This is a genomic window from Streptomyces corchorusii, assembly GCF_001514055.1.
GTDB lineage: Bacteria > Actinomycetota > Actinomycetes > Streptomycetales > Streptomycetaceae > Streptomyces > Streptomyces olivaceoviridis.
This window is the reverse complement of the sequence record NZ_KQ948383.1, coordinates 1-22,625: the sequence shown is the minus strand read 5'-3', so window position 1 is coordinate 22,625 and position 22,625 is coordinate 1. Positions and strand designations below refer to the sequence as shown.

The following is a 22,625-nucleotide window of genomic DNA, read 5'->3' as shown; positions in this document are numbered from 1 at the left end:
CACCCGATGGTTCAGTCAGTCCTGGGGGACGTCGGTTGCCATCCCGGGTTGTCCTGTGGCGAGCGATCTGATCTGCTCGTCCGACAGGGCACCCTGGAAGACCCAGATGTCGGAGACGGCGCCCGGCCAGTACTCGCCCCAGGTGCTTGTTCCGGTCCGGGCGCGGCCGAGTTGCATGGGCTGTGCTGCCTTGAAGGCCAGTACGTCATCAGCCCACGAGAGCCTGTCCGTGCAGGTGGAGTCGTCAGCGTCGCCGTCGCCGTCGTCGTCCTTGCAGGCGACTTCTTCCTGCTGGCCGTTGACGTACAGCGTCAGGTGCTTGGAGAAGCCGTCGTAGACGAGGGAAAGGTGCGTCCATTCGGTGGGGCTGTAGAACTGGCTGTTGTCTACCTGGGTGACGGTGGCGCTGCTGCTGTCGGCCGATGCCATCGCGATCCGCCAGCGTCCCGGGTCGGACTCCGGTGTGCTGCTGGGTTCGTAGCGGACCGTGAAGGCGCTCTTTGTCGTGCCGGGGACGCTGAGCAGGGTCACGCCCTTGTCCGGGAGTGCGGCCGCCTGGGCCCACGCGGTGACGGTGAAACTGCTGCTGGTGTCCACCGGCACCGTGGCGGTCGACCCATAGTCGTCGACGCCGTCGAGAACCACGCCGCCGTCGACCCAGCCGGCGTCGAGCCGGGCACCGCCGGAGAGGGTCATGTCGTTGGCCGACGCCGACGCGTCAGGAGTCACGAGGGGCGAGCCGGACGCTGTCTGGAACATCCAGCGCCCCTTGACCAGTGGCCGCTGCCGGAACAACTGCTGGACCTCCTGACCGGAGATGGGCCGGTCGAAGATCCGGACGTCGTCGATCTGGCCGGGGAAGAACGCGCCGGGCTGGCCGTCGTAGGAGCCCGCGCCGATTTGTACCGCGCCACCGGCGTACCAGTTGGCCTGCAGGTCCGTTTCACCGGCCTTGGTGCCGTTGACGTACAGTGTCAGCTTGTTCGCGACCGTGTCGTGCACCCCGACCAGGTGCGTCCAGGTGTCGCCGTAGGCGGTCTGTCCATCGGCCTGCATGGCGCGGATCGGGGTGGCGTCCGCGGAATCGGCCGAGTATTCGTTGACCGCCCACCGGTCGTACGACTTGGAGTAGTACAGCTCCAGGCCCGGGCGGTGGACGCCTGCCTGGGTGGCGATGATGGCCGCTTGGCCGGGCTTGGTCTTCGGCAGCTTGGCCCAGGCGGAGATGGCGAAGCTCTTCTGATTGTTCAGGATGGGCCGGCTGGTGGTGGCGTAGTCGTCGACGCCGTCCAGCGTCAGCGACTTGCCTGCGATGCCGGGCTGCCCGGGCTTGGCCCCGTTCATCAGGGTGGCATCCGGCACCTGTGCCCGGCCGGTCAGCTCGGTGGCGTCGGCCGGCTCGTCCATCGCGAACGCGGCCCGCGCGGGAAGACCTACGGCGAGGGACGACTTGCCGTACAAGCGGGTCACCTCGGCGGCGGTAAGGGACTTGTCGAAGATCTGTACCTCGTCGATCGCCCCGGGGAAGTAGTTCGTCCTGGCGCCGTTGAGGATCGTTGCGCCGAACTGCAGGCCACGCCGTGCGTCCCAGGGCGTGCTGAAGCTGGCCGTGCCGGTGAGCTGGTTGTTGACGTACAGCTTCAGTTCGTCGCTGCTGGCGCTGTAGGTGCCCACCAGGTGGGTCCATTCGTCAGCTGTGACACCGCCTGCGGTGGTGGCCATGGCGGTGATGTTGCTGGCGCCGGGCGTGTCGGTGGCGTGCTGGCTGAAGACCCACCGGTTGTAGCCCGCGGAGTAGTACAGCTCGAAGCCAGCTGTGTTGTTGCCCGGCTGGGTCACCGCGACGGCCGCGTGGTCGGGGAGGGTCGCGAGTTTGACCCAGGCCGAGACGGAGAAGCTCCCCGAGGTGTCGACGACGGGGATGTCGCTGACGGCGTAGTCGTCCACGCCGTCGAACGACACGGCCGTGCCCTTGGCCCCGGCAACGTTCGAGGTGGCCCCGCCATTCAACTGCATCGTACGTTCGGGGGCCGTTCCCTGAACCGCCGAAGCGCCGGCCGCTTCATCCAGTTGCCACATCGCGCGTTCCGGCTGCCCGGCCTTGACACGGAATTGGTAGGTGCGGATCTCGCTGGGATTGCCGGCCGCATCGAACGCCTTGGCCGTCAAGCGGTTCACGCCCGGCTTGGTCGGCAGGATCCTCGCGATCTTCGCTGCGCCACCTGAGGTGGTGAGGACGTTCTTCGCTGAAGGATCCTCGTTGATGCCGAAGTAGTACTTCACCACATCGCTGTTAGCGCCCTTGAGTTCGAACGAGCCGTACTTGCCCAGACCGTCCAACCAGGGGTCGTCCGGATCCTCGGGGTCCGAGGCCGGGTATTCGCCGGACGAGATGGTCGGCGCCTTCGGCACGGAGGTGTCGTAGACGAAGTAGCAGCCGGTCGCACCTCCGGTGTACGACCAAGGCGAGTACTGTGCGCCGTCGTAGGAGCGGACGTACCAGTGCACCGTCTTCTCGGACGGGACCGAGGTGGGCAGCGAGACCGCGAAATCCGAACCCGACTTCTTCGCCGTGGTCCGCGCCGGCGTCCAGCGGGCGATCAGGCCCTTGCCGTCTCCGGTGTCCCACTTCGCCTGGAACTGCACGGCGACGGTGTCGCCGTCAGGATCGGTGACGTCGTTCGCATAGATCTTGCCCAGGGTACGCACCCGCGGAGCATCCGCCGGCTTCTTGCACGCACCGCCGTACTCCATCTCCAGCTGCGACATCTTGACCTGCTGCGGCGGCCGGTTGTACTTCACCCGCAGGTAGGCATCGTCCGAGAACCGCTTCCAGCCGTACTCGTCGGATTCGTCGCCGGCGCGGAGGCCGAACGTCATCGTCGACCACTTCTTGTCGGCAGCCTGCTGCACGGCCGAGCGGACGTCGAATTCGGCGTCCTTGGCCGCGCATCCCTCGAAGCCGTAGGCGAACGACTTGGTCCCCAAGTGGTCGATCCAGAAGCCGGACTCGTTTTGTATGTTCCATGTCGTCGAGGACGAGATGCCCTTCGTCCGCCACAGTTCCACGCTTCGATCGATGCACGACGCCGACCACGTGTTGCGCACGACGAACTCGGCCGAGAGGACGTCCTTGCCCGCGTATTTCGAGACGGGAAGCTGGTAGAAGAGCCGCTTGGTGTCGTAAGGCTTGCAGTAGTACCAGCCGCAGTAGCCCATGCCCGCGTCCGGGTCACCATTGAACTTCCACTGAGGAGACGACGCCCAGTACTTGGAGGCCACAGTCCAGGAGGTGGCCTTAGGCGTGTCCCACTTCGGGTCGATGAATACCGGGTACACCGTGTCCTTGCCCTGCAGAACCTCGGTGTCCGGTCTCAGCACCAGCTCCTCTTGGCCGACGGGGACTTCGACCTCGACCGGGGCCAGCTTGCCCGACTCCGTCGCGGTCGGCTCGGCCACCTCGTTGCTGCTTCCCGCCGCCTTCGGCGCTGCCACGGGCGGTGCACTCGCTGCCTTCTGTGTCGACGTGCCTGTGCTGGAGTCCCACATCAGCGGCTGCGCCGCCTCAAACACCGCGCCACCGGCACCCCGGTCCACGGCCTGAAGACCGCCAGCGCTGGTTTCCTTCACGTCCATGCCGACCGTATCCAGCTTCAGGCGCAGCTCGGCCAGTTCGTGACTGGCGGCCGCCTCAGCCGACTTCACGACCAGAAGTTGAGTGAAACCGTCCTGCTGTGCCCCCAACCGCAAGTCCACACCCGGCAGGACATCCGGATAGGTTGCAGTGTTGCCCTGGAGCTGTGGAGCAGGCAAGTGCCCCGGCCAGGACAAGGCCAGTTCGCGCCCGGCCTTCATCATGCGCACCATGGGGACGTCGCCGCCGCCAGAGAACTGTAGACCGATGGCCGTGGCATTCGGTGCCACCATCCCCTCGCCCGTCCGGGCCAGGTTCGTGTCGATGTCCTTCCACACGCCGTCGACGCGCGCTCGCACGGGACGCAGGTGTTCGCGTGCCTCAAGTTTGCCGTCCGGATTCGCGAAGACCTCGCTGCTCTCCGCCCTGAGGGAAATGATCTCCACGGGCTGGCCCGACTGCTTCGCGCGGGCTACCGCCTCAGCTTCAGTGTCAGCGGAAAGCGTCCCTGCATCTGTCCCGTCGGAGACGCGCGATGTCCCGCTGGCCGACGTATGGCCGCCAGCGGCTCCCCACGCGTTCGCTGACGGAAGGAAGCTCAGTGTTACTGCAGCGGTTAGCACGGCGTTTGTAACACACCATCGTCTCCCCACAGGCATGCCCCACCCTCCTCACAGGGCCGCCACAGACCCTGCCCCCACCGTGACTGACCTCTTACAGAACGTGCACATGACGTAAACACGAGATCAAGCGCAGGTCTAGCCGGTCACAAGCGGACATCCGAGATCAGAAAAGTCAAACAGATCAGAACGCTTCGTGACATGAAACACACAGAAACACACGAGAAGCGACTGGATCTGGACACTCTCCGGGTGCGAAATATGCCTTACGGAACGCAGAGGCGGCCGCCCTCACACGTCCACTGAACAGGCAACATGACGCCCCTAGCACTTCTTCGACGATCCATCCAGCATCCTGACTGAAAGCAACCGTTCGTCAGTCAACGTCATCCGGACTCAAGTCATACCGGGGCCGAAGGCCGGGAGCCTCCTTGCGAGGCCACGAATAAGACATCCGATGGGGTTACTGACCTTCAAAGCGTGATGTCGTCATGGTGGGGCGGGAATGAGTCCGGTTCCGGTGAGGCAGCCGTCGAGGACATCGTGGCGGTACTGGAGCTGGCGCAAGCCCCGCCGGACGGCGGTGATCAGGTCATGCGGGTCGGCGAACGCGCGGTTCGCCGTGGTGGTGCGCCGCAGCACCGACCAGATGCCCTCGACCGGGTTGAGGTCCGGCGCATAGGGCGGGAGTTGGAAGACGGTGAGCCAGTCCCGCTCGGCGATGTACCGGCGCATCCCGGCGGTCAGGTGGGTGTTCAAGTTGTCCCAGACCAGCACGATCGGGCCGCCGAGCTGCTGGTGGGCGGTCTGGATCAGGTCGCGGTAGTCCTTCCAGGAGTCTCAATGACGAAGTCAAGCCGCCTGCGTGACCGGCGGAGCGGAGGTGAATACCCGTCCGTCACGCAGCAGAGCCCACAACACACTCGCTCGTCGGCGGGGTAGGGCAATAACGGCCTGGACATGTTTGCAGCCCTCTGCTCGCTTCTTGAGGTAGAAGTCCCGGTTCGGGCCCTCGCGGATGATGCTGGTCTGCGCGGACATGTAGAACACCCGTCGCAGGCGGCGGCTGTAGCGTTTGGGCCGGTGAAGGTTGCCGGTGCGTCGGCCGGAGTCACGCGGGACGGGCACCAGCCCGGCCGCCGACGCGAGGTGACCGGCGTCGACGTAGGCCGACAAGTCGCCAGCGGACACGACGGACTCGGCACCGAGTATCGGGCCCATCCCGGGCAGGGATTCGATGATCTCCGCCTGCGGGTGACCGCGGAACGTGTCGCGGATCTGCTTGTTGATCCGCTTGAGTCGGTCGTCCAGGGCCAGGACCTGCGCTGCCAGGTCGGCGACGATCTGGGCGGCGACATCCTCGCTGGGCAGCGCGGTGTGCTGGGCCCGCGCGGCTTCCATCGCAGTCGCGGCAACCGCGTCGGCGCCGCGGACGCCGCGGCTGGCCAGCCAGGCCGTGAGTCGGGCCCGGCCGCGACGGCGAAGAGCGGCCGGGGTCTGGTGGCCGGTCAGCAACACCAGCGCGCCCTTGTGGCTGCTGTAGTCGAAAGCCCGCTCCAGCGCGGGGAAGATGCCGGTCAGCACGTCGCGGAGCCGGTTGACCAGCCGGACCCGGTCGGCGACCAGGTCGGATCGGTGGCCGGTCAGCAGGGCGAGGTCCGCGGTCAGCTGAGCGGGCACGTTGATGACGGCGAAGTCCCGGCGCTGACGGGCGGTCTCTGCGATGACGTAGGCGTCGCGGGCGTCTGTCTTCGCCTCGCCCCGGTAGGCGCCCGACATGCGGTTGACCGTGCGGCCGGGCACGTAGACGGCCTGCTGGCCGTGGGCGGCGAGCAGAGCCAGCAGCAGGGCGGAGGATGTGCCGGAGATGTCCACTGCCCAGTGGACCTCATCGGCGAGCTCCAGGATCTCGCCGAGCGCGGTCAGAATCGCCGACTCGTCATTGTCGATCTTCTTCGACCACAAGGTCGCGCCGGTCTCATCGACCGCCGCCGCCCAGTGGTGGCCCTTGCCCGCGTCGATGCCGGCCCAGACCCGGGACCGTCGCTCCCTCACTCGCCCCTCCTCACTTCCAACAGCGAGCCGTCGGCCCGAGGAACACCCCGCTGTCATCTCCGTAATCAGCGACCGAAGCGCACATCTCAATCAGCAGCCAGGGCGCCCCGGAGAGTCAGGCGGCCACTCCTGGCGAGCCACTGAAGGCAGAAGCTCTTGAGCCACACCCGGCCCTCCCGGGCCGCCCAACAACTTACGGAGAAGCTCTTGCGCCCGTCGGGCCGGGTATCCGGGCAGGGCCGGTAGATCAGCCGTGAGGGTTGGCCGGCCTTGTAGCAGGCCAGGGCGGCGACGGATAAGCGGCGGCGGGAGCGGCCCCGCACGCGGATCACCGGGGTGTGACCGCGGCGGGACCAGGTGCGGGTGGTCGGCGGCGTCATCGAGAATCCGGCCTCGTCTTCGAAGACGAGCCAGGCGTCGAGCGCCGCCACGGTCCTTCCACCTGGGGCCAGGTCTCCTTCACCCAGCCGGCCACCGCCGCCTCGTTGCGCTCCACCGCTCGGCGGGCCGGCATCTGGCAGCTCCAGCCATGCCGCTTGAGCAGCGCGGCAACACCTTGGACGGTGTAGCTCTTGTGGAACCGGCGTCCGATGAGGGTCTTGATCCCTGACAGCGTCCAGGTCTGGTCCGGCCAGCCGTGCGCCACCGGCCCCTTGGCCAGCTCATGCTCCAGCACGGCGAACAGCTCGTCACTGAGCAGCGGCAATGACGCCGGCCCCTTGGAGGCCAGGGATCTCGGCCCGCCTTGGGACCAGGCCTTGCGCCAGCGCTGTACCGACCGGATGCTGACCCGCAGGTCGTGCGCGATGACCGTGCTCTCGTCGCCTTAGGCGAATCGCTCGGCCGCCTCCATCCTCAACTTCTCGCGGAAGGCCCGCCGCTCGTCGGTCAGCCCGCCCCCTTGCGCATATCTCATGCAGTCGGCATACCGCAGGGATCACGGCCCGTCAGCCCCTGGCGACACCACGCCTTGAAGCTCAGTAAGTCATGGGGCAAGCCCCCCACAGCTCGCTGGCGTCGGCGCTCGCGCTCGCGTTCGACTTCGTTCTCGGAAGGGACGAACTCTTGAAACTGAGCAAGTAGGCTTTGCAGTTCCTCGACGGCCTGGGAGCGCTCAGCGTCCTCCAGATTTTCCAGGTGCTGGGAGAACTTTAAGATGGACATGAAAGTGATGAGTGATGTGTCGTCTTCCTTGTCCGGGGCTGTCCATCGGGTTTCTTGAAGCACACGATCCCAATCCATCAGCTGCATCGCATAGCGGTTTTCATGTCCTCGGGCGCACCAGCGCGCCAGCGCCTCACGCACCGTGTCCCACTTGTCCGTCCGGGCGGCCTTTGCCACCACGATGCTGGCTACGTGGCATAACCGCCATAGGTCAAGCACGTACGTCTCCTACTCGCAGGCCGGGCTGACTACTACAAGTGTCGGTGGCGACTTCGGCGATTGTCAGCTACTGAACTTGATTGGGTGATGTCGGTCTGGTTCGCCTGGCGGCGGTTGGCGAGTTCCGGTAGTTCTCTGACCGTGAGGTATGCGCAGGGCGGCGGGTTGACCGACGCTGGGAGGGCCGCGCGGGAGCGAATCAGGTTGCAGGCCGTGGAACGCTTCGAGCGCGGAGAAAAGAACCGGGAGATCGCGGCCGCGTTGCGGGTGAGCGAGCGGTCGGCGGAGCGATGGCGCCGGGCCTGGCGGGAGCGTGGTGAGACGGGCGTGCTGTCCAAGGGATCGCCGGCCGATCGAAGCCTCAGCGAGGCTCGTCTCGCCCGGCTGGAACGGGAGTTGGAGCGCGGACCGCTGGTCCACGGATGGGCGGACCAGCGGTGGACGCTGGCGCGAGTCAAGACGCTGATCGGCCGGCTGTTCCGTGTCTCCTACACGGTCGAGGGCACCTGGCGGCTGCTGAAGCGGCAGGGCTGGTCCTGGCAGCAGCCCGCCAGGCGGGCGATCGAGCGCGACGAGGACGTCGTCGAGCTGTGGAAGAAGGAGATCTGGCCGCGGGTAAGAGCACCGCGGCGGCGCGCGGCGCCTGGCTCGTCTTTGCTGACGAGGCCGGGCAGTCGCTGACTTCGCCGCGCTCGAAGACCTGGGGACGCGTCGGCCGCACACCTGTGGTGCGGGTGCGCGGCCGGGGCTCTGGACGGATGTCGATGGCCGGGATGGTCTGCTACAGGCCAGGGGCGCGGTCGAGGCTGATCTATGCAATCCGTGAGTACCACGGCCGCAAGGACGAGCCGAAGGGCTTCGGCTGGCGGGACCTGCGCAACCTGCTGGTGCGGGCCCCCATCCAGCTCGGCGGACCGATCGTGCTGGTGGTCTGGGACAACGTACGGCTCCATCTTGCTGCCGGGATACGAGAGTTCGTAGCGGCGAACACAGAGTGGCTCACCGTGTTCCAACTGCCTGCCTACGCACCCGACCTCAATCCGCAGGAGGGCATCTGGTCCTTGGTCAAGCGCGATCTCGGCAACCTGGCTGCTGCGGACCTCGGCGAGATCACCAGGGCCGTGAAACACCGGCTCAAGAAGATCCAGTACCGCCCGGACTTGATTGACGGCTGCCTCGTCGGCACAGGCCTGTCCCCGCACAGCGGCGAGCCGACGACCAACCAGCCGGACGAAGGCAGTGGCGCCGCTGGATCCCCGATCGAACAGCTCGGGTATCGTCGCGCCGCCGGCTGTCCAGGCCGAGGTGCTCTGCTGACCGGAGGTTGATCGTGGTGACGGACGTCTGGGGTGTGCTGGAGGAGGAGCAGCGTCTCCCGTGGGCGTTCACGCCGTTCGAACGTGTCGGGCCGCTGGAGTTCGGCATGACACACGAGCAGGCGGAGGCGGCAGTTGATGGCGTCCTGGAGAACGGAATTTCGAGTGGTTCTTCCAGGGACAACTACGTATGTGCTGAGTTTTGGTCGGTGCAGCTACTTGATGCACCGTTCTTCGGGCCGGCGGTAACCGTGTACTACGACCGATCGGTCGGCCTGGCAGGCATCGCGGTCAACGCACTGCGCGGCCCGCAGGTGACCCTGGACGGGTTGGCACTCGTAGGTCAGGTGCCGTCACGCTTGGAGGATCAGTTCATCGACTACCTCGAGACGCACACGAAGGAACTGCAGTACTCGCAGCATGCCGATCCGTGCTCGGAGCAGCTCGGGCTGGTGCTTCGGGCTCAGCGGGCCGGTGACCTCGTGCTGAGCCGCCCGGTCATGGTGGCCGAAGCATGGGCCGACCGTTGCGGGGACACCACGGAGGGCTGCATACCCCAACAGGAGTGGAAAACCTTCGAGTGGTAAGCGCCGGCAGGCCCTTCCAAAGTAACTGCCGAGCGGATGCCCTCCTCCCCATCTCTTCCTCCGACATCACGCTTTCAAGTTCAGTACATGCGTTCTTTCACCTCTGCAGGTTCGCGAGCGCACCTCCTGGTGGCATCTCTAAGCGTTGTCCCGCAAATGATCTACAGTGTGCCGGTTGACCAGCATTGTTTCCCGGTCATCCAGCAAGCGTGAGGTTGTGGAGGCGGGCGATGCCGAGCATGGCGTGGTGAACCCCGTCGCCTTTCAGGCGGCAGTCGCGGAGGACCTTCCAGGTCTGCATGCCTGTGTGATCGGTCAACGAGGAGGACATGTGGGGCTCGTCCTGTTCCCAGGAGACGATGACACCAGCAGCCCGGACGTCTCCTGGTCCTACACCGGCTTCGGAGCGTTCCGGCGGTGGCTGGCACAGGCCGATGGGTTCGCACTGGACGAGATACACGGCTTCGGCGGACAGCGCCCGTGGAACCACGTCTTCACCACCCTGGCGTCATTCCTCAATCATCCCGATGATGACGGCGCCGACCTCACGTCGGCTCAGTGCGCCAAAATCCTGTCCCGCCTCCAGGAGATCGCCGACCAGCCTCAAGGCGGAACCACCGACCCACTTCTCCAACGGCACATAGACGACGCCCGCCAGTTGGTGGTCGTCCTGCAGCTCTGTATCGAGAAGGACGTCGGCCTCCTCTTCGGCTGACACCGGTAGGCACTACCAGCTCGCTGCGAACAGCAGTTACGGGACAACGTGGTTTTGTTCACGAGTTTTGGCAGCAGATGTGCACCGCTCCGGGAGGCGCCCCATCCGGGCCGTGGTTGGTGTTCACGAGAACGGGTTCTGGCACACATTCAGTGAATCACCACGCTGAGTGACGATTGCCGGGCGGGCAGCACCTCGGGAAGCTGCCCAAAAATGATCCGTCCCCAGTGCGGTGTGGCTGACAGTTTGGCCCGTGGCAGAGGTGGTGCTCCGGCTGGAGGACTTGCTGTTCCCGTCAATCGCATATGTGGCTGTGCTGTCGGTCGACGTGAACGATGAGGCGGTACGTATTGAGGCCCGAAGCACGGTGGCCGGGTTCGATTGCCCTGGCTGCGGGAGCTGGTCTCGGCGCGTTCACAGCTCCTACCTGCGGGTTCCCGCTGATGTGCCCAGCAGTGGCAGACGGGTCGTCCTCTGCTTGAGGGTCCGTAGGTTCCTCTGCCCGGTCATCTCGTGCGGGCGCCGGACCTTCGCCGAGCAGATGCCGGGGCTGACTCGTCGGTACGGCCGACGAACCGAGCGCCTGCGGTCGACGCTGGCCGCGGTCGGCCTCGCACTTGCCGGTCGGGCCGGGGCCCGCATGGCGAGAGTCTTCGGCTTGTCCGTCAGCCGCAGCACGGTGCTGCGGCTGGTCGAATCCTTGCCCGACCCAGAAGTTTCCGCCCCGCGCATCGTCGGCGTCGATGAGTACGCGACCCGTAAAGGCCGCCACTACGGGACCGTCCTGGTCGACGTCGAAAGCCGACGCCCGGTGGACCTGCTGCCCGACCGGGAAGCCTCCAGCCTGGCCGCTTGGCTCGCGAAGCGGCCAGAGGTCGAAGTGGTCTGCCGCGATCGGGCACCGTTCTTCGCCGAAGGCGCCACCGCCGGGGCGTCCCAGGCAGTGCAGGTTGCGGACAGGTGGCATCTCTGGCACAACCTGAGCGAAGCCGCCGAGCGTTGTGTCGCAGACCACCGTGGATGCCTGCGGGTGCTGGCCCCAGATCCAGCCCAGCCTGCCCCCGAGCTGGAGAAGTTCGAAGACCCGTCCGGCTCGCCCTGACCAAGGGGACACCGCTTCGCTGATCGGACCCGGGCCAACCACGCGACTGTCCACGAACTGCTGACCGCCGGACTCAGCCGGAGGGCGATTGGCCGCCAACTCCGCATGACCTCGCGTACCGTCAAACTCTTCGCCGACGCAGCCACCCCAGAGGACCTCTTCCGCGGGCAGTGGCAGGGCCCGCCGTCCAAGCTGGACGCGTTCAAGCCCTACCTGGATGACCGCTGGAACCAGGGCTGCACAAACGCCTGGGCGATATGGGAGGAGATCGTGTCACTCGGCTATCAGGGCAGCTACCAGCGCGTCGCGCCTACTTCCGGGAGAAGAGGACCTCTCCCAACCCGATCACAGCTCGACCACCATCACCCCGCGTCGTCGCCGGCTGGATCCTCCGGCGCCCCGAGACCCTCCCTGAGATCGACCATCTTCGGCTCAAGGCAGTCTTGGTCCACTGCCCCGAGCTCGACGCCCTCACTTCTCACGTCCGGTCCTTCGCTCAGATGCTCACCGAGCGCCAGGGCGAACGGCTTCCGCAGTGGCTCGACGCCGTCCGGCGCGACGACCTCCCCAGCCTCCAAACCCTGGCCGCGGGCATCGAACGTGACCGTGAGGCCGTCATTGCCGGGCTCACCCTGCCCTGGAACTCAGGCGTCGTCGAAGGACGTCAACCGGATCAAAATGCTCAAACGCCAGATGTTCGGCCGTGCCGGCTTCGCTCTCCTGCGGAAGAGGGTTCTTCTGGCCAGCTAACCACAGCCACCCATAGGGTGACGGGGACGAGAGAAGATGCACCATGGATCCCCGCATACCCCGCCTGCGTCGCAAGCTGGCCGCGATCCCGTTCCAACCCCTGCGCAGCCACTCCTTCGGAGAAGAGCAACACAAGTTCCGCCTCGGTCCGAAGCTGGCAGAAGCACGCGTCGCTGCGTTCGAGGCCGAGCACGACATCGCCCTGCCCGACGCCTACCGGCAGTTCCTCACGCACATCGGCGGCTCAGGCGCGGCGCCGTTCTACGGCCTCATGCCGCTGGAGCGGTGTTCCCTGCTGGTCATGAACCCGCGTGAGGAACCGGGGACACCCCGCGGATTCGACGACGCAGAACCCGGGGGTCAGGGACGCGACCTCTTCCTCCACGTCATCGAAATGGGCTGCACCGACGTATGCGTCATCGCGGTGACCGGTCCCCTCACCGGCCGCGTCCTCATCGGCAACAGCGACGGGTTCTGGGGCCCCAACGTCTCCTCCGCCACCGACTTCCTCGACTGGTACGAACGCTGGCTTAACCACATGAGCGCCGGACGCGACAACCGGGCCCTGGAACTCACCTCACCCCAGCTTCGTGCCCATCCCGACAGGCATCGCATGGCACCAAAGATTTGACTCTCCGTAACCATTCCACGGAAAGTGAGCCAGAACCAGCAGGGCACGACCTACGACGAGTCGCTCGCCTTCGGGGCCTCTCCCACCGAGGCCGTTGTCACCGCGGCTTGAACCGGTCAGCGGGGAGTGAGACAGGCTTCGAGAGCGGCTCGCTGTCGTGGCGGCAGATGGTCGCCCAGAGGGGTCTTGCGGGGGCTGTGCTCGCCCTCGCAGAGCCAGCTCTGCTCGTCATCGTCGAACCACCACTCCTCGGCGCCCCACATGGGATGCCCCTGAAGCAGCTGTCTGGCCAACGCCTCGCTCGCCTCGGGCGCACCCTGTTCGACCAGAGCCTCGACCACTGCCGAAACGGCCCCCTCCGGAACTGCCGTGTCGCCGAGGACCGGCAGAAGAAGGAGGAGACGGGCGTGAGGGTCGGTGACTCCTGCCGCACCCGGTGGTGCCTCCACCAGGGCGGCGAGCTCGGGCCAGCACAGCCCGGGGCCGATGCGGTCCTGATCGTCACTGGCCAGGACGAGGTCCTGGCTCCAGTCGGGATGCGTCAGGAAGTAGTCCGTGGTCGTGAACTCCTCGCCGCTGTTGAAGTGCACGACGATCGCGAAGCCGCCGGCCAGCGGCACCGTGAACATGGGCCAGGCCGACGGGTCGTGGAGCGTCTCCAGCGCGGCGTCAGCGTCGCCAGCGTCCGCCCCGAAGGCCTCGGGCGCGAACCCCTCGGCCAGGTCCGCCAAGTACGCAGGCCAGAAGCCCGGCTCATCCAGGAGCGGGTGCCCGTCCACGACGAGCGAAGAGGAGTACCAGTGCCGTGTCATCGCCATGCCGGGATTCTCTCCAAGCCCGGTCAGAACCGTTCGAAGACCCCGGCCCTCACGGCCGACCCGCTTGACGGCATAGCAACGTGAGGTGTCTGCGGCGCACGCCTGGGGCGTACTCGACGAGGACGTGGAAGCCCCTGACCACCGGACACGCGAAACAACGAGCGCTGCTCGTGCTCGACATCGCCGACGGTCACTTCGCCGGCGGGCGGGGGGGAGGCTGCGTTCGCCCTGGCCTCCCGCGCGCTCGAGGTCGGCCTGCAGTACCGCTCCGGCCGGATCGTGGAACGCGCCCGCGGTGTGCGCCGTAGCCTCACCACCAGTTCACCGCCGAAGGTGGTGCGGGACTTCGACGAACGCCTGCACGGCGTCTACGTGTAGGGAAGGATGACCACGGCATGAGGGTGGGGATCACCGGGCACCGCGGACTGAGCACGCAGGTCGAGGAACAGGTGCGGGCTCTCCTGGTCGACCAGGTCAGCCAGTACGACCCGGCCGAACTCGTCGGCGTCTCCTGCATCGCCGACGGACCCGACTCCTGGTTCGCCGAAACCGTCCTGCAGCACGGCGGCCGCCTCGAGGTCGTCATCCCGGCCACCGGGTACCGGCAAGGACTGCCCGACTGGCACCACCCCGTCTACGACCGGCTCCTCTCCCGCGCAGCCGGCGTCCACCACACCGGCATCGCCGAATCGACCTCCGAAGCGCATCAGGCCGGATCCGAAGTCCTCGTCGACTTGGTGGACGAGCTGATCGCCGTATGGGACGGGAAACCTGCGCGGGGATACGGAGGCACCGCGGACGTGGTCCGGTACGCCGAACGGACCGGCGTCCCGGTGCGGGTGCTATGGCCCGAGGGCGCCAGCCGGTGACGCCGTTGAAAGGAGTGCCGCCCGCGCAGCAACGCGCTGTCCGACGAAGTCGCCGCTTGCGCCAAGGCGGTGGTGCTGCACTTCGCCCAGGATCCCGTACAGCGCGGTAGCGCTACGTCCTCTCCGCCGCGCCCCAGCCCCGTACGAAGGCGGCCAAGGCGCGGCGCTGCTCTTCCTCGCGGGCGATCTGCTGCGCGAGCACTTGGCGGTCGATGTACGGGTCGACGGCGGCGAGGACCAGGCGCTGCAGTTCGGCCGGCTCCAGCGTCTCCACCTCCCACTGCACCGGATGCTGAGGGTCGAAGCCGTAGCGGGCGGCGAAGGCCGGCCATCTCGGGTCGCCGTGCTTGCCCTCGGTCGACAGCAGCTTGTACTCGATGGTCTGCTCGCGGGTCAGCAGGACCCGGCGGACTTCGCTGCAGCAGTCCTCGGTGCGCCGGAGATCTCCGCCCCGCTCGCGTCGAAATGGCCACACCAGAGCAGGGTGGCGCGGCCGTGCCGGGCGGTGCGTCGGCGCACGACTTCGGCGTAGGACTGGGAGGCGAAGCCGCGGACCACCAGGACCGGGATGCCGTACTCGGCGAGCCAGGTGGTGAACATCTGCCGGATGGTGTCCTTTTCCGCCGCGACGTACACCGGGCGTTGGCCCTCGGTTCGGTCCAGGGCGAACCAGTCCAGGGCATCACGCAGGAACGCGGTCGCGTACGGCCAGGCCGGCGGGACGTGGACCTCGCGCAGGGTGTCGATCAGGTCCGGGAAGCGGCCCTCGCGGCGGGCCTGGGCTAGGTGGGAGGACAGGTGCCGGTACATCGACGGGGTGTGCGGCAGCACGCCCTCGCAGACAAGCCGGTACATCACCTGGCGCAACGTGACGCCGCCCTCGTAGCTCTCCACAATCTCCCGCGCCCGGTCCACCACGGCGAGCCACCGCACTCGTGATGTACCGCTTGACGCCGGGCGCGGCCTGTTCAGCGTGTCCTGCCGCCGCCGGGGTCGTTGTGCTGGGCGAAGCGTGCATGATCCGCCCCACGGCAAGCGCGCTCGAGGGGCCTGCTGCCCGCCCGGACAGGGTCCTCCCCTCCCCGACGGCGCTGCGAAGCTGCCGTCACGCGACGCTCCACTGATGGGGCCGGCCCCGCGCCATTCCACCCAGCGGATCACCCAGCGCTCCATCTGGGTCGCCTACTCCAGCCGCTTCCAGGAAGACGACCAGGTCGTGGTCGGAGTGCGCCAGGCCCAGGACCTCGTCCCGGCCGTGCCAGTGCACGGTGACCCGACGGCCGCCGGACTGCGACGGCCGGTGCGCGACGACCGGCGCACTGCCCATGCCCCCAGACTCGCCCCACCGCGGCGCCCCGGACAGTCCGCGACGTCTACCACTTTCCCCTGGCTATCGCCTGGGGAAGAGGTGTCATCCTCGCCGCGCTGGCAAAGGAGGCCGCCCCGGCCTGACCCAGGGGCGATTCTCGTCGACGCCGTCTCTCCCCCCGTGTCCGACGGGATGGGCGGCGTCCGACGTGTGTGGTCAGCCGCGGCGGCGGAACAGCCCGCGGAGTCTGCCCGGCGCCGGGGCTGCAGGCGCAGGGATTCGGACAAGCTCAGTCGGTCAGCACCGCGGATGACGCATCTCCCATCAGACTGGGAGAACTGTCAGTCGGTTGTCTCGGGGGATATAACGCCATGGCGCAGCAGCGCAAGGGGTACTACCGGGCTGGGCACTATGTGAAGCCCTCGTCGGTTTCCAGCGGGTGGAAGAAGCCGTCTGCGGGTGTGCTTCTGGTGATCTTTCTTCTGGCCATCGCTGGTTGGAACACCCTTTTCGGGGGTGACGGCGGATCAGAGGGCACGGAGAAGGGACCCCGGCCCAGTTCGTCCGCAGCCACAGCTTCCGCCGGCGCGGGTCACTGATCGCGGCCGCGTCGCAGGCCGGGTAACCGCCACCTCGTCCTGACGGAGGAGGCGCTGTCGGCGTGGGACGGGCCAGCGGGTGCCTGTGGTGTCGTGGGCGGGTTGCCGCGTAAGCTCTGCCAGGTCCGGTGCCATTGGTCGATCTGGTCGGCGGGGACGCCGCAGGCGGCCAGGTAGGCGGCTGTGGTGCTCCAGGTGGCGGGGATCGTATCGCGATTGGCCAGTCTGCTGATGGCACCTGGGGAGATCTGACCGTTGGAGCGTCGGCTGACCTCCTGCTGCGTCAGGCCGCTGATCTCGCGGACGGTCCGGAGACTGGTAAAGAAGCCGGTGACGGTGCTGACCGCAGCTGGGTCAGGCCACGAACGGCGGTCCTCAGCGGTGCCAGCCGTGTGGGCAGCCGGTGGCGTGGGGAGGCCTGCGTGGTTACGCGCCAGCGCGATGCGGGCGCCGTTGTTACGGTTCCTGGCCTGCGGTAGGGGCTGTCCGCGCGCCTCGAGCGTGTGGTGCAAGTGCCGGTAGAGGGTCTCCAGGTCCAGCAGCGGCGGGCCGGCGGGAACGCCGTGGCGCAGCGTTTCAAGGAGAGCACCCGTGAAAGCGGTATGGACGGCGCCGACTGGGGCGAGGGCGGGGCGGGTCTCGGCGGAGGCGGCCAGGAGGAAAGTGCCTTCGACCGCCGCCTGGTCGGCAAGCGACGAGGATATGCTCATCCGGCCGAGGGCGAGGCCGCTGTAGCAGCAGTCAAGAAGGACGACGTGCCGCTGGGCGTGGGAGTCCAGGAGGATCTGTCGCAGCCAGTCGTAGCCAAGACTGGTCTCGATGTGACCGGGCCGGGTGTGCGGCAGGGCCAGGGCCAGCGTGTCGTTGAGGTCGGTGAGGCCGTGGCCGGCGTAGTAGACGAGAAGGCTGTCGGTGGCTTCGGCCGCCGCCTGGCGCAGCGGACCCATGACGCTGCCGGGGTCGGGCGGGTTTTCAATGACTGTCACATGTGCGGCGGGTAGGTGCAGGGACAGCGGGCCGCGCAGGAGGGTGGCCAGATCGGCCAAGTTGCTGGAGACGGCCGGCATCTGTTCGAGGTGATCGTAGCGGCTTGTGCCGATCAGTACCGCTCGTGAGGCCCCCGGATCGGGCAGGACACTCATGTGCCCGTGTCCTCGCCCACGGCGGCCTCCAGCATTCTGGTCGCGTGCTGGATCTGCTCGGGCGAGCAGTCGGTGAGGACGATGACCGTGTCGCCACGGCGGATCTCCACCTGCGGCCGCTGCGGCCGGGTCCGCCGCCAGGTGGCCAGCGCCAGCACGAACGACGCCGCGCTCCACCCGTTTCCCGTCACCAGTGCCAGCACGTCAAGGGTGGTGCCCATTTCCCCGGGCCGGGGGGCCGCATTCGTCTGCGGGTCCGCTGTGAACGTCGTGCGCACGTCCGGGTCCGACCGCAACCAGCCGTACAGTGAGCGTATCTCCCGCGTGGCCGATTCCACATGGACCTCCAACCGCATCCTGCCTCCCACTCGTGCGTGCGGCCGCCACCGGCGACGGCTGCAGGTGCTTCATCGTCCCTCAGCAATCCTGTCGCTGCCGCGTACTTGCCGATATCACCCCTGCCCGGGGATGCGGATCGCCGGCGGGATCAAAGAGAGTTGACCGGCTTTACCGTGTGCCGCTATTGCTGTCGTCAGCTGCAACTGTGGCGTCGCAGGAGGGGGATACGCATGATCGTGATCGGGTGGGCCGTCGCCCTGGCGGCCCTGGCAGTGGGGTGGACCCTTCAGCGGCTGGTGCGGTACCCGGGCGGGTGGAGATACGCCTTCCACGAGGAGCACCGTGCGGCGCGCGAGGCCCTGAGGGATGCGCGCAATGCCGTACGCCAGTTGGGCAGGGCCGCGCGCCGTGAGCGGTGGCAGGCGCTGGCCGGGGTCCAGCGGGCCGAGTGGGCCTACCGGCGCCGGATCCGCCAGGCGGAGGCAGAGCTCGAGCGGCTGCGCACACCGCACCGCGGGGAGCAGATCGGGCAGCTGGGCGACATCACTCTGTACGAGCACGCTCTTGTCGTCCGTGAGGTCGAGGTACCGCTTGCGGACCTGCGGGTCCGCTTCGAACTCGCCCGCTCTGCTCACTGGTCGTACGTGTATCTCACCCAGCCCGACGGGCGTGAGCGGATGGAACGCTACGAGGACCAGGAGCACTCCGAGGACGCGGTGCGCCAGTTCACCATGCAGATCCAGAACGCGGTCGCGGCCGCGGACCGGGTGCAGAAGCAGCGCACCGAGGAGATTCGTATGCGCGAAGCTGAACTACGCGCGGCACGCCAGGCCACTGCGCCGCTTGAGGCGGCCCGCGAGCGGCTCGAGGAAACCCGGGTTCGCCACGACGCCGACCTCAAACTGCCGCACGCACGGGCAGCCCTCGATGACGCCCGCAGTGCATGGGCCGACCTGACCGGCCGACGGCCGCTGTAACCAGACCACACCGCCAGAACAGGGCAGACACCCGGCGCTGGACACCGGCCCTTCCCCGGCCAGCCGTGACTGACTCGTCCACGGCTAAAAGCGGCGCCGCCACATCAGTCACGTGATGCGGGATTCGACGCCCAAGACACCGGCGTCTATCGCTAACAAATCATCTCATTTGACGTTCAGAGGCAGGAAAAGGCGCTGGCCGGGCTGGTACGGCAACGGTTGAATGCCGCCATGGAGAACACCTGGACACCGGCCCATCAAGCGGTGGAGAGCGAGGACGCACAGACCTTGGCTCAGCTGCTGGCCAAGGGAGTCGACCCCGATGAGGTATGCGACAACATGACGCTCCTGACACACGCCATCGACATGGAAGGCGATGGCGCCCTGCAAAGCGGCAGCCCACTGACCGTGCATACCACCGCAGTGCTCCTGGCCTTCGGTGCCGACCCGCTACTCCCAGACCCGGACGGGCAAACACCCATGGACCTCGCCCTTCACTACGACCATGACCTGGCAGTCAAGCTGTTGCAGCGGCACATCAGCGAGTGAGGCGACGCAGGCAGATGAGGGTGCAGGCGATGCTCGTGAAGGCGAGGAAGTGTTCGGGCTAGCGATGAGCGCCCGCTGGTGCGGCGGGAGTTTGCACCTGCGGTCACCCTCACGGGTGACGATGAGCATCGTGACCCACTCGACGAGGGCAAGCGGCAGGTCGAGCGCGGCAGGCTAGGAAAGCAACGGGGCTCCTGTGCCGATTAGTTGAGATTTCGAACACCTCCACCAACGGCACGGGAGCCTTGTGCGTTGCGGTCCTCACCTCGACCTGGCTGGCGTCACCTGATCAGTGGTCCCGTTGCAAACGCTCAGTGGATCTCCACACCACCCTCGTCCGTCCGTACCGTGACCGTGTGCTTGGCATCGCGGTCCACGGGGAGGGCGATGTGTGGGGTTCCGTTCTGACTCTGTGCGTGGATGTAGTAGCCGGCGTGGGGCGGAAGGGTGAGGTCGACGTTGCCCTGGTCGGTGGTGACGTCGACGGTGGTGAGGGCGGTCACGAAGGTGGCACGGACCTCGCCCTGTTCGGTCTTGGCCTCGAAGAGGCTGGGCTTGGCCTTTTGACGGCGATCTGGCCGCTGGTGATGTGCCGCGCGAGCGGGCCCCGCGGGTTGGTGAGGTTGATGGCGCCGGCGTCGGTGGTCAGGGCCAGGCGTCCGGTCAGATCGCTTGCCGTGATCTGGCCCTGGTCCGAACTGACCTCGGCCGCGAGGGCGCCGGAGCAGGGTGATCTCCAGGTTCAGTGAGCAGTCGTCGCCACAGGACCCGGTGACCGTCGTCGTCTTCCCCGAGGAACTCACCGACACCTTCGGCGGGTTGTCGGCGTAGTCGCCGGTCGCCGTGACGTGGACCATGGAGTCGCGGCCGGTGTGCAGGGTGACGCCGCCGTGAGTGCTGACACGCAGCAGGGTGTCGGCGGCGGCGTTCACGGCGTGCGTGGAGGAGAATTTCTTGTGGGCGGGCAGGGCGGTGGTGACCAGCCAGGCGCCGGTGCCGGCGACCACGACGAGGACGACCAGACCGACGGCCAGGATCCAGCGGTTCTTGCGCGTTGCCATGTCTGTCAAGCTCCCAAGTAACGTAGAACGGCGAGCACACGGCGGTGTTCGCCCTCTTCCGGATGCAGGCCGAACTTCACAAATATGCTGCGGATGTGCTTCTCGACCGCGGCGGAGCCGATGAACAGCTTGGCGGCGATGCCCGCGTTGGACCGGCCCTCCGCCATCGCGGCCAGCACGTCACGCTCCCGGGGCGACAGCGTGGCCATGGGGTCCTGCCGACGGCTGCGGGTGAGCATCTGCTTGACCACCTCGGGGTCCAGCACGGTCTCGCCGGCCCGGACGCGCTGCAGTGCGTCGACGAACTCGTCGGCGTCGGGGACCCGGTCCTTCAGCAGATAGCCGACGCCGCTGGTTGGCGCTGTCGATGAGGTCGACGGCGTAGCTCTGCTCGACGTACTGGGACAGCACCAACACGCCGGTCTCCGGCCAGCGGTTGCGGATGACGAGGGGCGGCGCGCAGGCCCTCGTCGACGAAGGTCGGCGGCATGCGTACGTCGACGACGCACGCGTCGAGCCGGTGCTCGGCGACGGAGCGCAGCAGGGCGTCCCCGTCACCGACGGCGTCGACGACGTCGATGCCGTCGTCCCGCAGGAGCAGCACGATGCCTTGTCGCAGCAGGGCGGAGGCCTCTGCGATCACTACACGCATTGCATGTCCACTTCGATCAGGGTCGGTCCACCTGGCGGGCTGGTGATACACAGTCGGCCGTCGACGCCGGATACCCGGTCGGCCAGGCCTGCGAGCCCGCCGCCCGGCGGGGCCTTGGCACCGCCGACACCGTCGTCGCCAATCGTCAGCGCCAGCCGGTCCCCGCAGCGCCGGATCCGCACCCAGGCCTGCTGCGCCCGGGCGTGCTTGGCGACGTTGGTGAGGGCCTCGGTGACGACGAAGTAGGCGATGCCCTCCACGGTCGTCGACGGCCGGGGGTCGACGTCGACGTCGACGTCGACCGGGATGGGCAGCCGGGCGGCCACGGCGGACAGGGCGGCGTCCAGACCGCGGTCGGTGAGTACCGGCGGGTGCAGTCCGCGGGTGAGGTTACGCAGCTCGGTGATGGCCTCCTGGGCGCTGGCCCGAGCCTCGTCCACCAGCTCCAGCACCGCGTCCTGGCCCGAGCCCTTCAGCCGGGAGCGGGCCCGCCCGAGCGTCATCGCCATGGCGACCAGGCGCTGTTGGGCACCGTCGTGCAGGTCGCGTTCGATGCGCCGGCGCTCCGCCTCGGCGGCGTCGACCACCCGGGCCCGGCTCTCCGTCAGGTACTCCACCCGCTGGGCGAGCGTGACGTCACGGGGCAGCGCCAGCACAGTCCGGGCGAGGAGCATGTGGGCGGCGAGTAGACCGCGCACCACCAGCGGGGCGAGGGTGGCCCACAGCAGCAGGGTGACCGCGGAGACCAGCAGGGCGGTGCCGAGGTCGCCGACCGTGATCAATCCCAACGATGCTTCACCGTAGAGGAGTTGGGTGTAGTACGTGGGCAGCAGGACCAGGGCGAGCGGGGCGCCGCACACCAGCACGATGCCAAACAGGGTCGCCAGTGACCAGGGGACCAGCACCGCGAAGTAGGCCACCAGGCGCCAACTCGACCGGCTCCTGGCGAGTGCCGCTACCGAGGCGAGCAGCGGCCCGGACAGCGGAGGGCGAGGCTGGGCCGGTAAGTCCAACTCGCAGATCGCGGCCCACCGGTAGCGTTCGGCGTCGCCGAGCAGATGCAGCGCCCAGCCCGCGAGGATCACCAGCGGTAGCCGACCAGTCCGGCCGGTACCAGGCAGACTGCGGCGCCGAGCATGGTCAGCACGCCGAGGCCGGCCAGGCCCATCACGGCGTCGGTGGCCAGAAAGGCGCTCGCGCGCCATAAGTACGGCGACACCAGAGCCCGGTAGAGGTTCGGTGGCAGGGCCGGGTCCGGCGGTAGTGCCACCGGTTGCTCGCTGGTGACTATGGGGTGACCCGGTTCCGACCGGTGGCGGGTGTCGTGGGTGTCGGCCAGAACCATGCGGCCCTCCTCGACCGTCGTTTCCTGCTTCCACCGGGACGGTAGCGGGACGGCGACCTGGGCGGACACGAGGACAACCGACGAGTCGGGGGTATGGATAACCCACCCCCTGTTCGTGGGTGCACGTGACCGACAGCGCCGCACCCGGTCAGCCAGGGTCTAGCTGTATTGG

At 67.6% G+C, this 22,625-nt stretch carries 19 protein-coding genes and 6 pseudogenes; 8 read left to right on the top strand and 17 right to left on the bottom strand.

What is annotated here, in order from left to right; all coding sequences use genetic code 11:
- Positions 1–15 precede the first annotated feature (15 nt).
- The 5 genes and pseudogenes from AQJ11_RS43775 to AQJ11_RS43750 form a co-directional block, all read right to left on the bottom strand.
- The gene (locus tag AQJ11_RS43775) at positions 16–4,293 is read right to left on the bottom strand and encodes a LamG-like jellyroll fold domain-containing protein (protein ID WP_059267218.1); all 4,278 of its coding nucleotides are present in this window, start codon (positions 4,291–4,293) and stop codon (positions 16–18) included.
- 450 nt (positions 4,294–4,743) lie between these two features.
- Positions 4,744–5,091 (bottom strand): annotated as a pseudogene (locus AQJ11_RS43770) (transposase); the annotation flags it as partial.
- 15 nt (positions 5,092–5,106) lie between these two features.
- Positions 5,107–6,309 (bottom strand): IS110 family RNA-guided transposase, encoded by a 1,203-nt coding sequence (locus AQJ11_RS43765; protein ID WP_059267217.1) that lies wholly within the window; start codon positions 6,307–6,309, stop codon positions 5,107–5,109.
- A gap of 197 nt (positions 6,310–6,506) precedes the next feature.
- Positions 6,507–7,225, bottom strand: a pseudogene (locus AQJ11_RS53035) (winged helix-turn-helix domain-containing protein); the annotation flags it as partial.
- Entirely contained in the window at positions 7,222–7,692 is a 471-nt protein-coding gene (locus tag AQJ11_RS43750) for a hypothetical protein (RefSeq protein ID WP_159061811.1), read from the bottom strand. The gene AQJ11_RS43750 and the pseudogene AQJ11_RS53035, both read right to left, overlap by 4 nt.
- A gap of 141 nt (positions 7,693–7,833) precedes the next feature.
- On the opposite strand from AQJ11_RS43750, the pseudogene AQJ11_RS53030 reads away from it, so the two are divergent.
- Together AQJ11_RS53030 and AQJ11_RS51995 are read left to right on the top strand one after the other, a co-directional pair.
- Positions 7,834–8,888, top strand: a pseudogene (locus tag AQJ11_RS53030) (IS630 family transposase); the annotation flags it as partial.
- Positions 8,889–9,022: 134 nt separating this feature from the next.
- On the top strand, positions 9,023–9,595 hold the full coding sequence (locus tag AQJ11_RS51995; protein ID WP_244218659.1) for a hypothetical protein: 573 nt from the start codon (positions 9,023–9,025) through the stop codon (positions 9,593–9,595).
- Between the two features lie 196 nt (positions 9,596–9,791).
- On the opposite strand, the pseudogene AQJ11_RS48955 reads toward AQJ11_RS51995, so the two are convergent.
- Positions 9,792–9,896 (bottom strand): annotated as a pseudogene (locus tag AQJ11_RS48955) (IS5/IS1182 family transposase); the annotation flags it as partial.
- Positions 9,897–9,926: 30 nt separating this feature from the next.
- Between AQJ11_RS48955 and AQJ11_RS43730 the strand changes: the two are divergent.
- The 3 genes from AQJ11_RS43730 (at position 9,927) to AQJ11_RS43715 (ending at position 12,793) form a co-directional block, all read left to right on the top strand.
- Positions 9,927–10,310, top strand: a complete 384-nt coding sequence (locus AQJ11_RS43730; protein ID WP_059267215.1) for a hypothetical protein — start codon at positions 9,927–9,929, stop codon at positions 10,308–10,310.
- A 253-nt stretch (positions 10,311–10,563) separates the two neighbouring features.
- Complete coding sequence (locus AQJ11_RS51990) at positions 10,564–11,412, top strand: ISL3 family transposase (protein ID WP_244218658.1); 849 nt, start codon at positions 10,564–10,566, stop codon at positions 11,410–11,412.
- Between the two features lie 793 nt (positions 11,413–12,205).
- Positions 12,206–12,793, top strand: coding sequence for an SMI1/KNR4 family protein (locus AQJ11_RS43715; protein WP_059267212.1), 588 nt, complete (start codon positions 12,206–12,208; stop codon positions 12,791–12,793).
- A gap of 116 nt (positions 12,794–12,909) precedes the next feature.
- On the opposite strand, the gene AQJ11_RS43710 is transcribed toward AQJ11_RS43715, so the two are convergent.
- Positions 12,910–13,611 carry a hypothetical protein gene (locus AQJ11_RS43710; protein ID WP_059267211.1) on the bottom strand — a complete coding sequence of 234 codons (702 nt, stop codon included), beginning with the start codon at positions 13,609–13,611 and terminating at the stop codon, positions 12,910–12,912.
- 395 nt (positions 13,612–14,006) lie between these two features.
- Here AQJ11_RS43710 and AQJ11_RS43705 point away from each other — a divergent pair, with 395 nt between their 5' ends.
- Positions 14,007–14,480, top strand: a complete 474-nt coding sequence (locus AQJ11_RS43705; protein WP_208616766.1) for a hypothetical protein — start codon at positions 14,007–14,009, stop codon at positions 14,478–14,480.
- 112 nt (positions 14,481–14,592) lie between these two features.
- Here the strand turns inward: AQJ11_RS43705 and AQJ11_RS43700 are convergent, their stop codons facing one another.
- The 5 genes from AQJ11_RS43700 to AQJ11_RS43680 form a co-directional block, all read right to left on the bottom strand.
- Positions 14,593–14,955 (bottom strand): hypothetical protein, encoded by a 363-nt coding sequence (locus tag AQJ11_RS43700; protein WP_244218657.1) that lies wholly within the window; start codon positions 14,953–14,955, stop codon positions 14,593–14,595.
- Positions 14,874–15,413, bottom strand: a complete 540-nt coding sequence (locus AQJ11_RS43695) for a hypothetical protein (protein ID WP_059267210.1) — start codon at positions 15,411–15,413, stop codon at positions 14,874–14,876. Before AQJ11_RS43695 ends, AQJ11_RS43700 begins: the two co-directional genes overlap by 82 nt.
- Before the next feature lie 172 nt (positions 15,414–15,585).
- Positions 15,586–15,807: a hypothetical protein gene (locus AQJ11_RS43690; protein WP_059267209.1), complete on the bottom strand. Its 222-nt coding sequence runs from the start codon at positions 15,805–15,807 to the stop codon at positions 15,586–15,588.
- Positions 15,808–16,381: 574 nt separating this feature from the next.
- Positions 16,382–17,530, bottom strand: coding sequence for a caspase, EACC1-associated type (locus AQJ11_RS43685; protein WP_059267208.1), 1,149 nt, complete (start codon positions 17,528–17,530; stop codon positions 16,382–16,384).
- A complete protein-coding gene (locus AQJ11_RS43680; protein WP_059267207.1) occupies positions 17,527–17,886 on the bottom strand; it encodes an effector-associated constant component EACC1 in 360 nt (119 codons plus the stop codon). The genes AQJ11_RS43685 and AQJ11_RS43680 overlap by 4 nt, the downstream gene beginning before the upstream one ends.
- A gap of 213 nt (positions 17,887–18,099) precedes the next feature.
- Here AQJ11_RS43680 and AQJ11_RS49605 point away from each other — a divergent pair, with 213 nt between their 5' ends.
- Positions 18,100–18,846, top strand: a complete 747-nt coding sequence (locus AQJ11_RS49605) for a hypothetical protein (protein WP_059267206.1) — start codon at positions 18,100–18,102, stop codon at positions 18,844–18,846.
- A 231-nt stretch (positions 18,847–19,077) separates the two neighbouring features.
- The gene (locus tag AQJ11_RS43670) at positions 19,078–19,395 is read left to right on the top strand and encodes an ankyrin repeat domain-containing protein (RefSeq protein WP_059267205.1); all 318 of its coding nucleotides are present in this window, start codon (positions 19,078–19,080) and stop codon (positions 19,393–19,395) included.
- 60 nt (positions 19,396–19,455) lie between these two features.
- Here the strand turns inward: AQJ11_RS43670 and AQJ11_RS53025 are convergent.
- From AQJ11_RS53025 to AQJ11_RS49600, 5 genes and pseudogenes are all read right to left on the bottom strand, one after another.
- Positions 19,456–19,554: pseudogene (locus tag AQJ11_RS53025) on the bottom strand (IS5/IS1182 family transposase); the annotation flags it as partial.
- A gap of 152 nt (positions 19,555–19,706) precedes the next feature.
- Entirely contained in the window at positions 19,707–20,456 is a 750-nt protein-coding gene (locus tag AQJ11_RS43665) for a DUF4097 family beta strand repeat-containing protein (protein ID WP_059267204.1), read from the bottom strand.
- Between the two features lie 5 nt (positions 20,457–20,461).
- Positions 20,462–21,108: pseudogene (locus AQJ11_RS50635) on the bottom strand (response regulator transcription factor).
- Positions 21,099–22,193, bottom strand: a complete 1,095-nt coding sequence (locus AQJ11_RS43655; RefSeq protein WP_059267203.1) for a sensor histidine kinase — start codon at positions 22,191–22,193, stop codon at positions 21,099–21,101. The pseudogene AQJ11_RS50635 and the gene AQJ11_RS43655 overlap by 10 nt, the downstream one beginning before the upstream one ends.
- The gene (locus AQJ11_RS49600; protein ID WP_059267202.1) at positions 22,190–22,453 is read right to left on the bottom strand and encodes a hypothetical protein; all 264 of its coding nucleotides are present in this window, start codon (positions 22,451–22,453) and stop codon (positions 22,190–22,192) included. The genes AQJ11_RS43655 and AQJ11_RS49600 overlap by 4 nt, the downstream gene beginning before the upstream one ends.
- Between the last annotated feature and the right edge of the window lie 172 nt (positions 22,454–22,625).

Excerpts from the sequence above, each read along its gene's own strand:
- AQJ11_RS43775 (WP_059267218.1), bottom strand. The coding sequence starts at position 4,293 with ATGCCTGTGGGGAGACGATGGTGTGTTACAAACGCCGTGCTAACCGCT.
- AQJ11_RS43715 (WP_059267212.1), top strand. The coding sequence starts at position 12,206 with ATGGATCCCCGCATACCCCGCCTGCGTCGCAAGCTGGCCGCGATCCCG.
- AQJ11_RS43710 (WP_059267211.1), bottom strand. The coding sequence starts at position 13,611 with ATGGCGATGACACGGCACTGGTACTCCTCTTCGCTCGTCGTGGACGGG.
- AQJ11_RS43705 (WP_208616766.1), top strand. The coding sequence starts at position 14,007 with ATGAGGGTGGGGATCACCGGGCACCGCGGACTGAGCACGCAGGTCGAG.
- AQJ11_RS43690 (WP_059267209.1), bottom strand. The coding sequence starts at position 15,807 with ATGGGCAGTGCGCCGGTCGTCGCGCACCGGCCGTCGCAGTCCGGCGGC.
- AQJ11_RS43685 (WP_059267208.1), bottom strand. The coding sequence starts at position 17,530 with ATGAGTGTCCTGCCCGATCCGGGGGCCTCACGAGCGGTACTGATCGGC.
- AQJ11_RS43680 (WP_059267207.1), bottom strand. The coding sequence starts at position 17,886 with ATGCGGTTGGAGGTCCATGTGGAATCGGCCACGCGGGAGATACGCTCA.
- AQJ11_RS49605 (WP_059267206.1), top strand. The coding sequence starts at position 18,100 with ATGATCGTGATCGGGTGGGCCGTCGCCCTGGCGGCCCTGGCAGTGGGG.
- AQJ11_RS43670 (WP_059267205.1), top strand. The coding sequence starts at position 19,078 with ATGGAGAACACCTGGACACCGGCCCATCAAGCGGTGGAGAGCGAGGAC.
- AQJ11_RS43665 (WP_059267204.1), bottom strand. The coding sequence starts at position 20,456 with ATGGCAACGCGCAAGAACCGCTGGATCCTGGCCGTCGGTCTGGTCGTC.
- AQJ11_RS49600 (WP_059267202.1), bottom strand. The coding sequence starts at position 22,453 with ATGGTTCTGGCCGACACCCACGACACCCGCCACCGGTCGGAACCGGGT.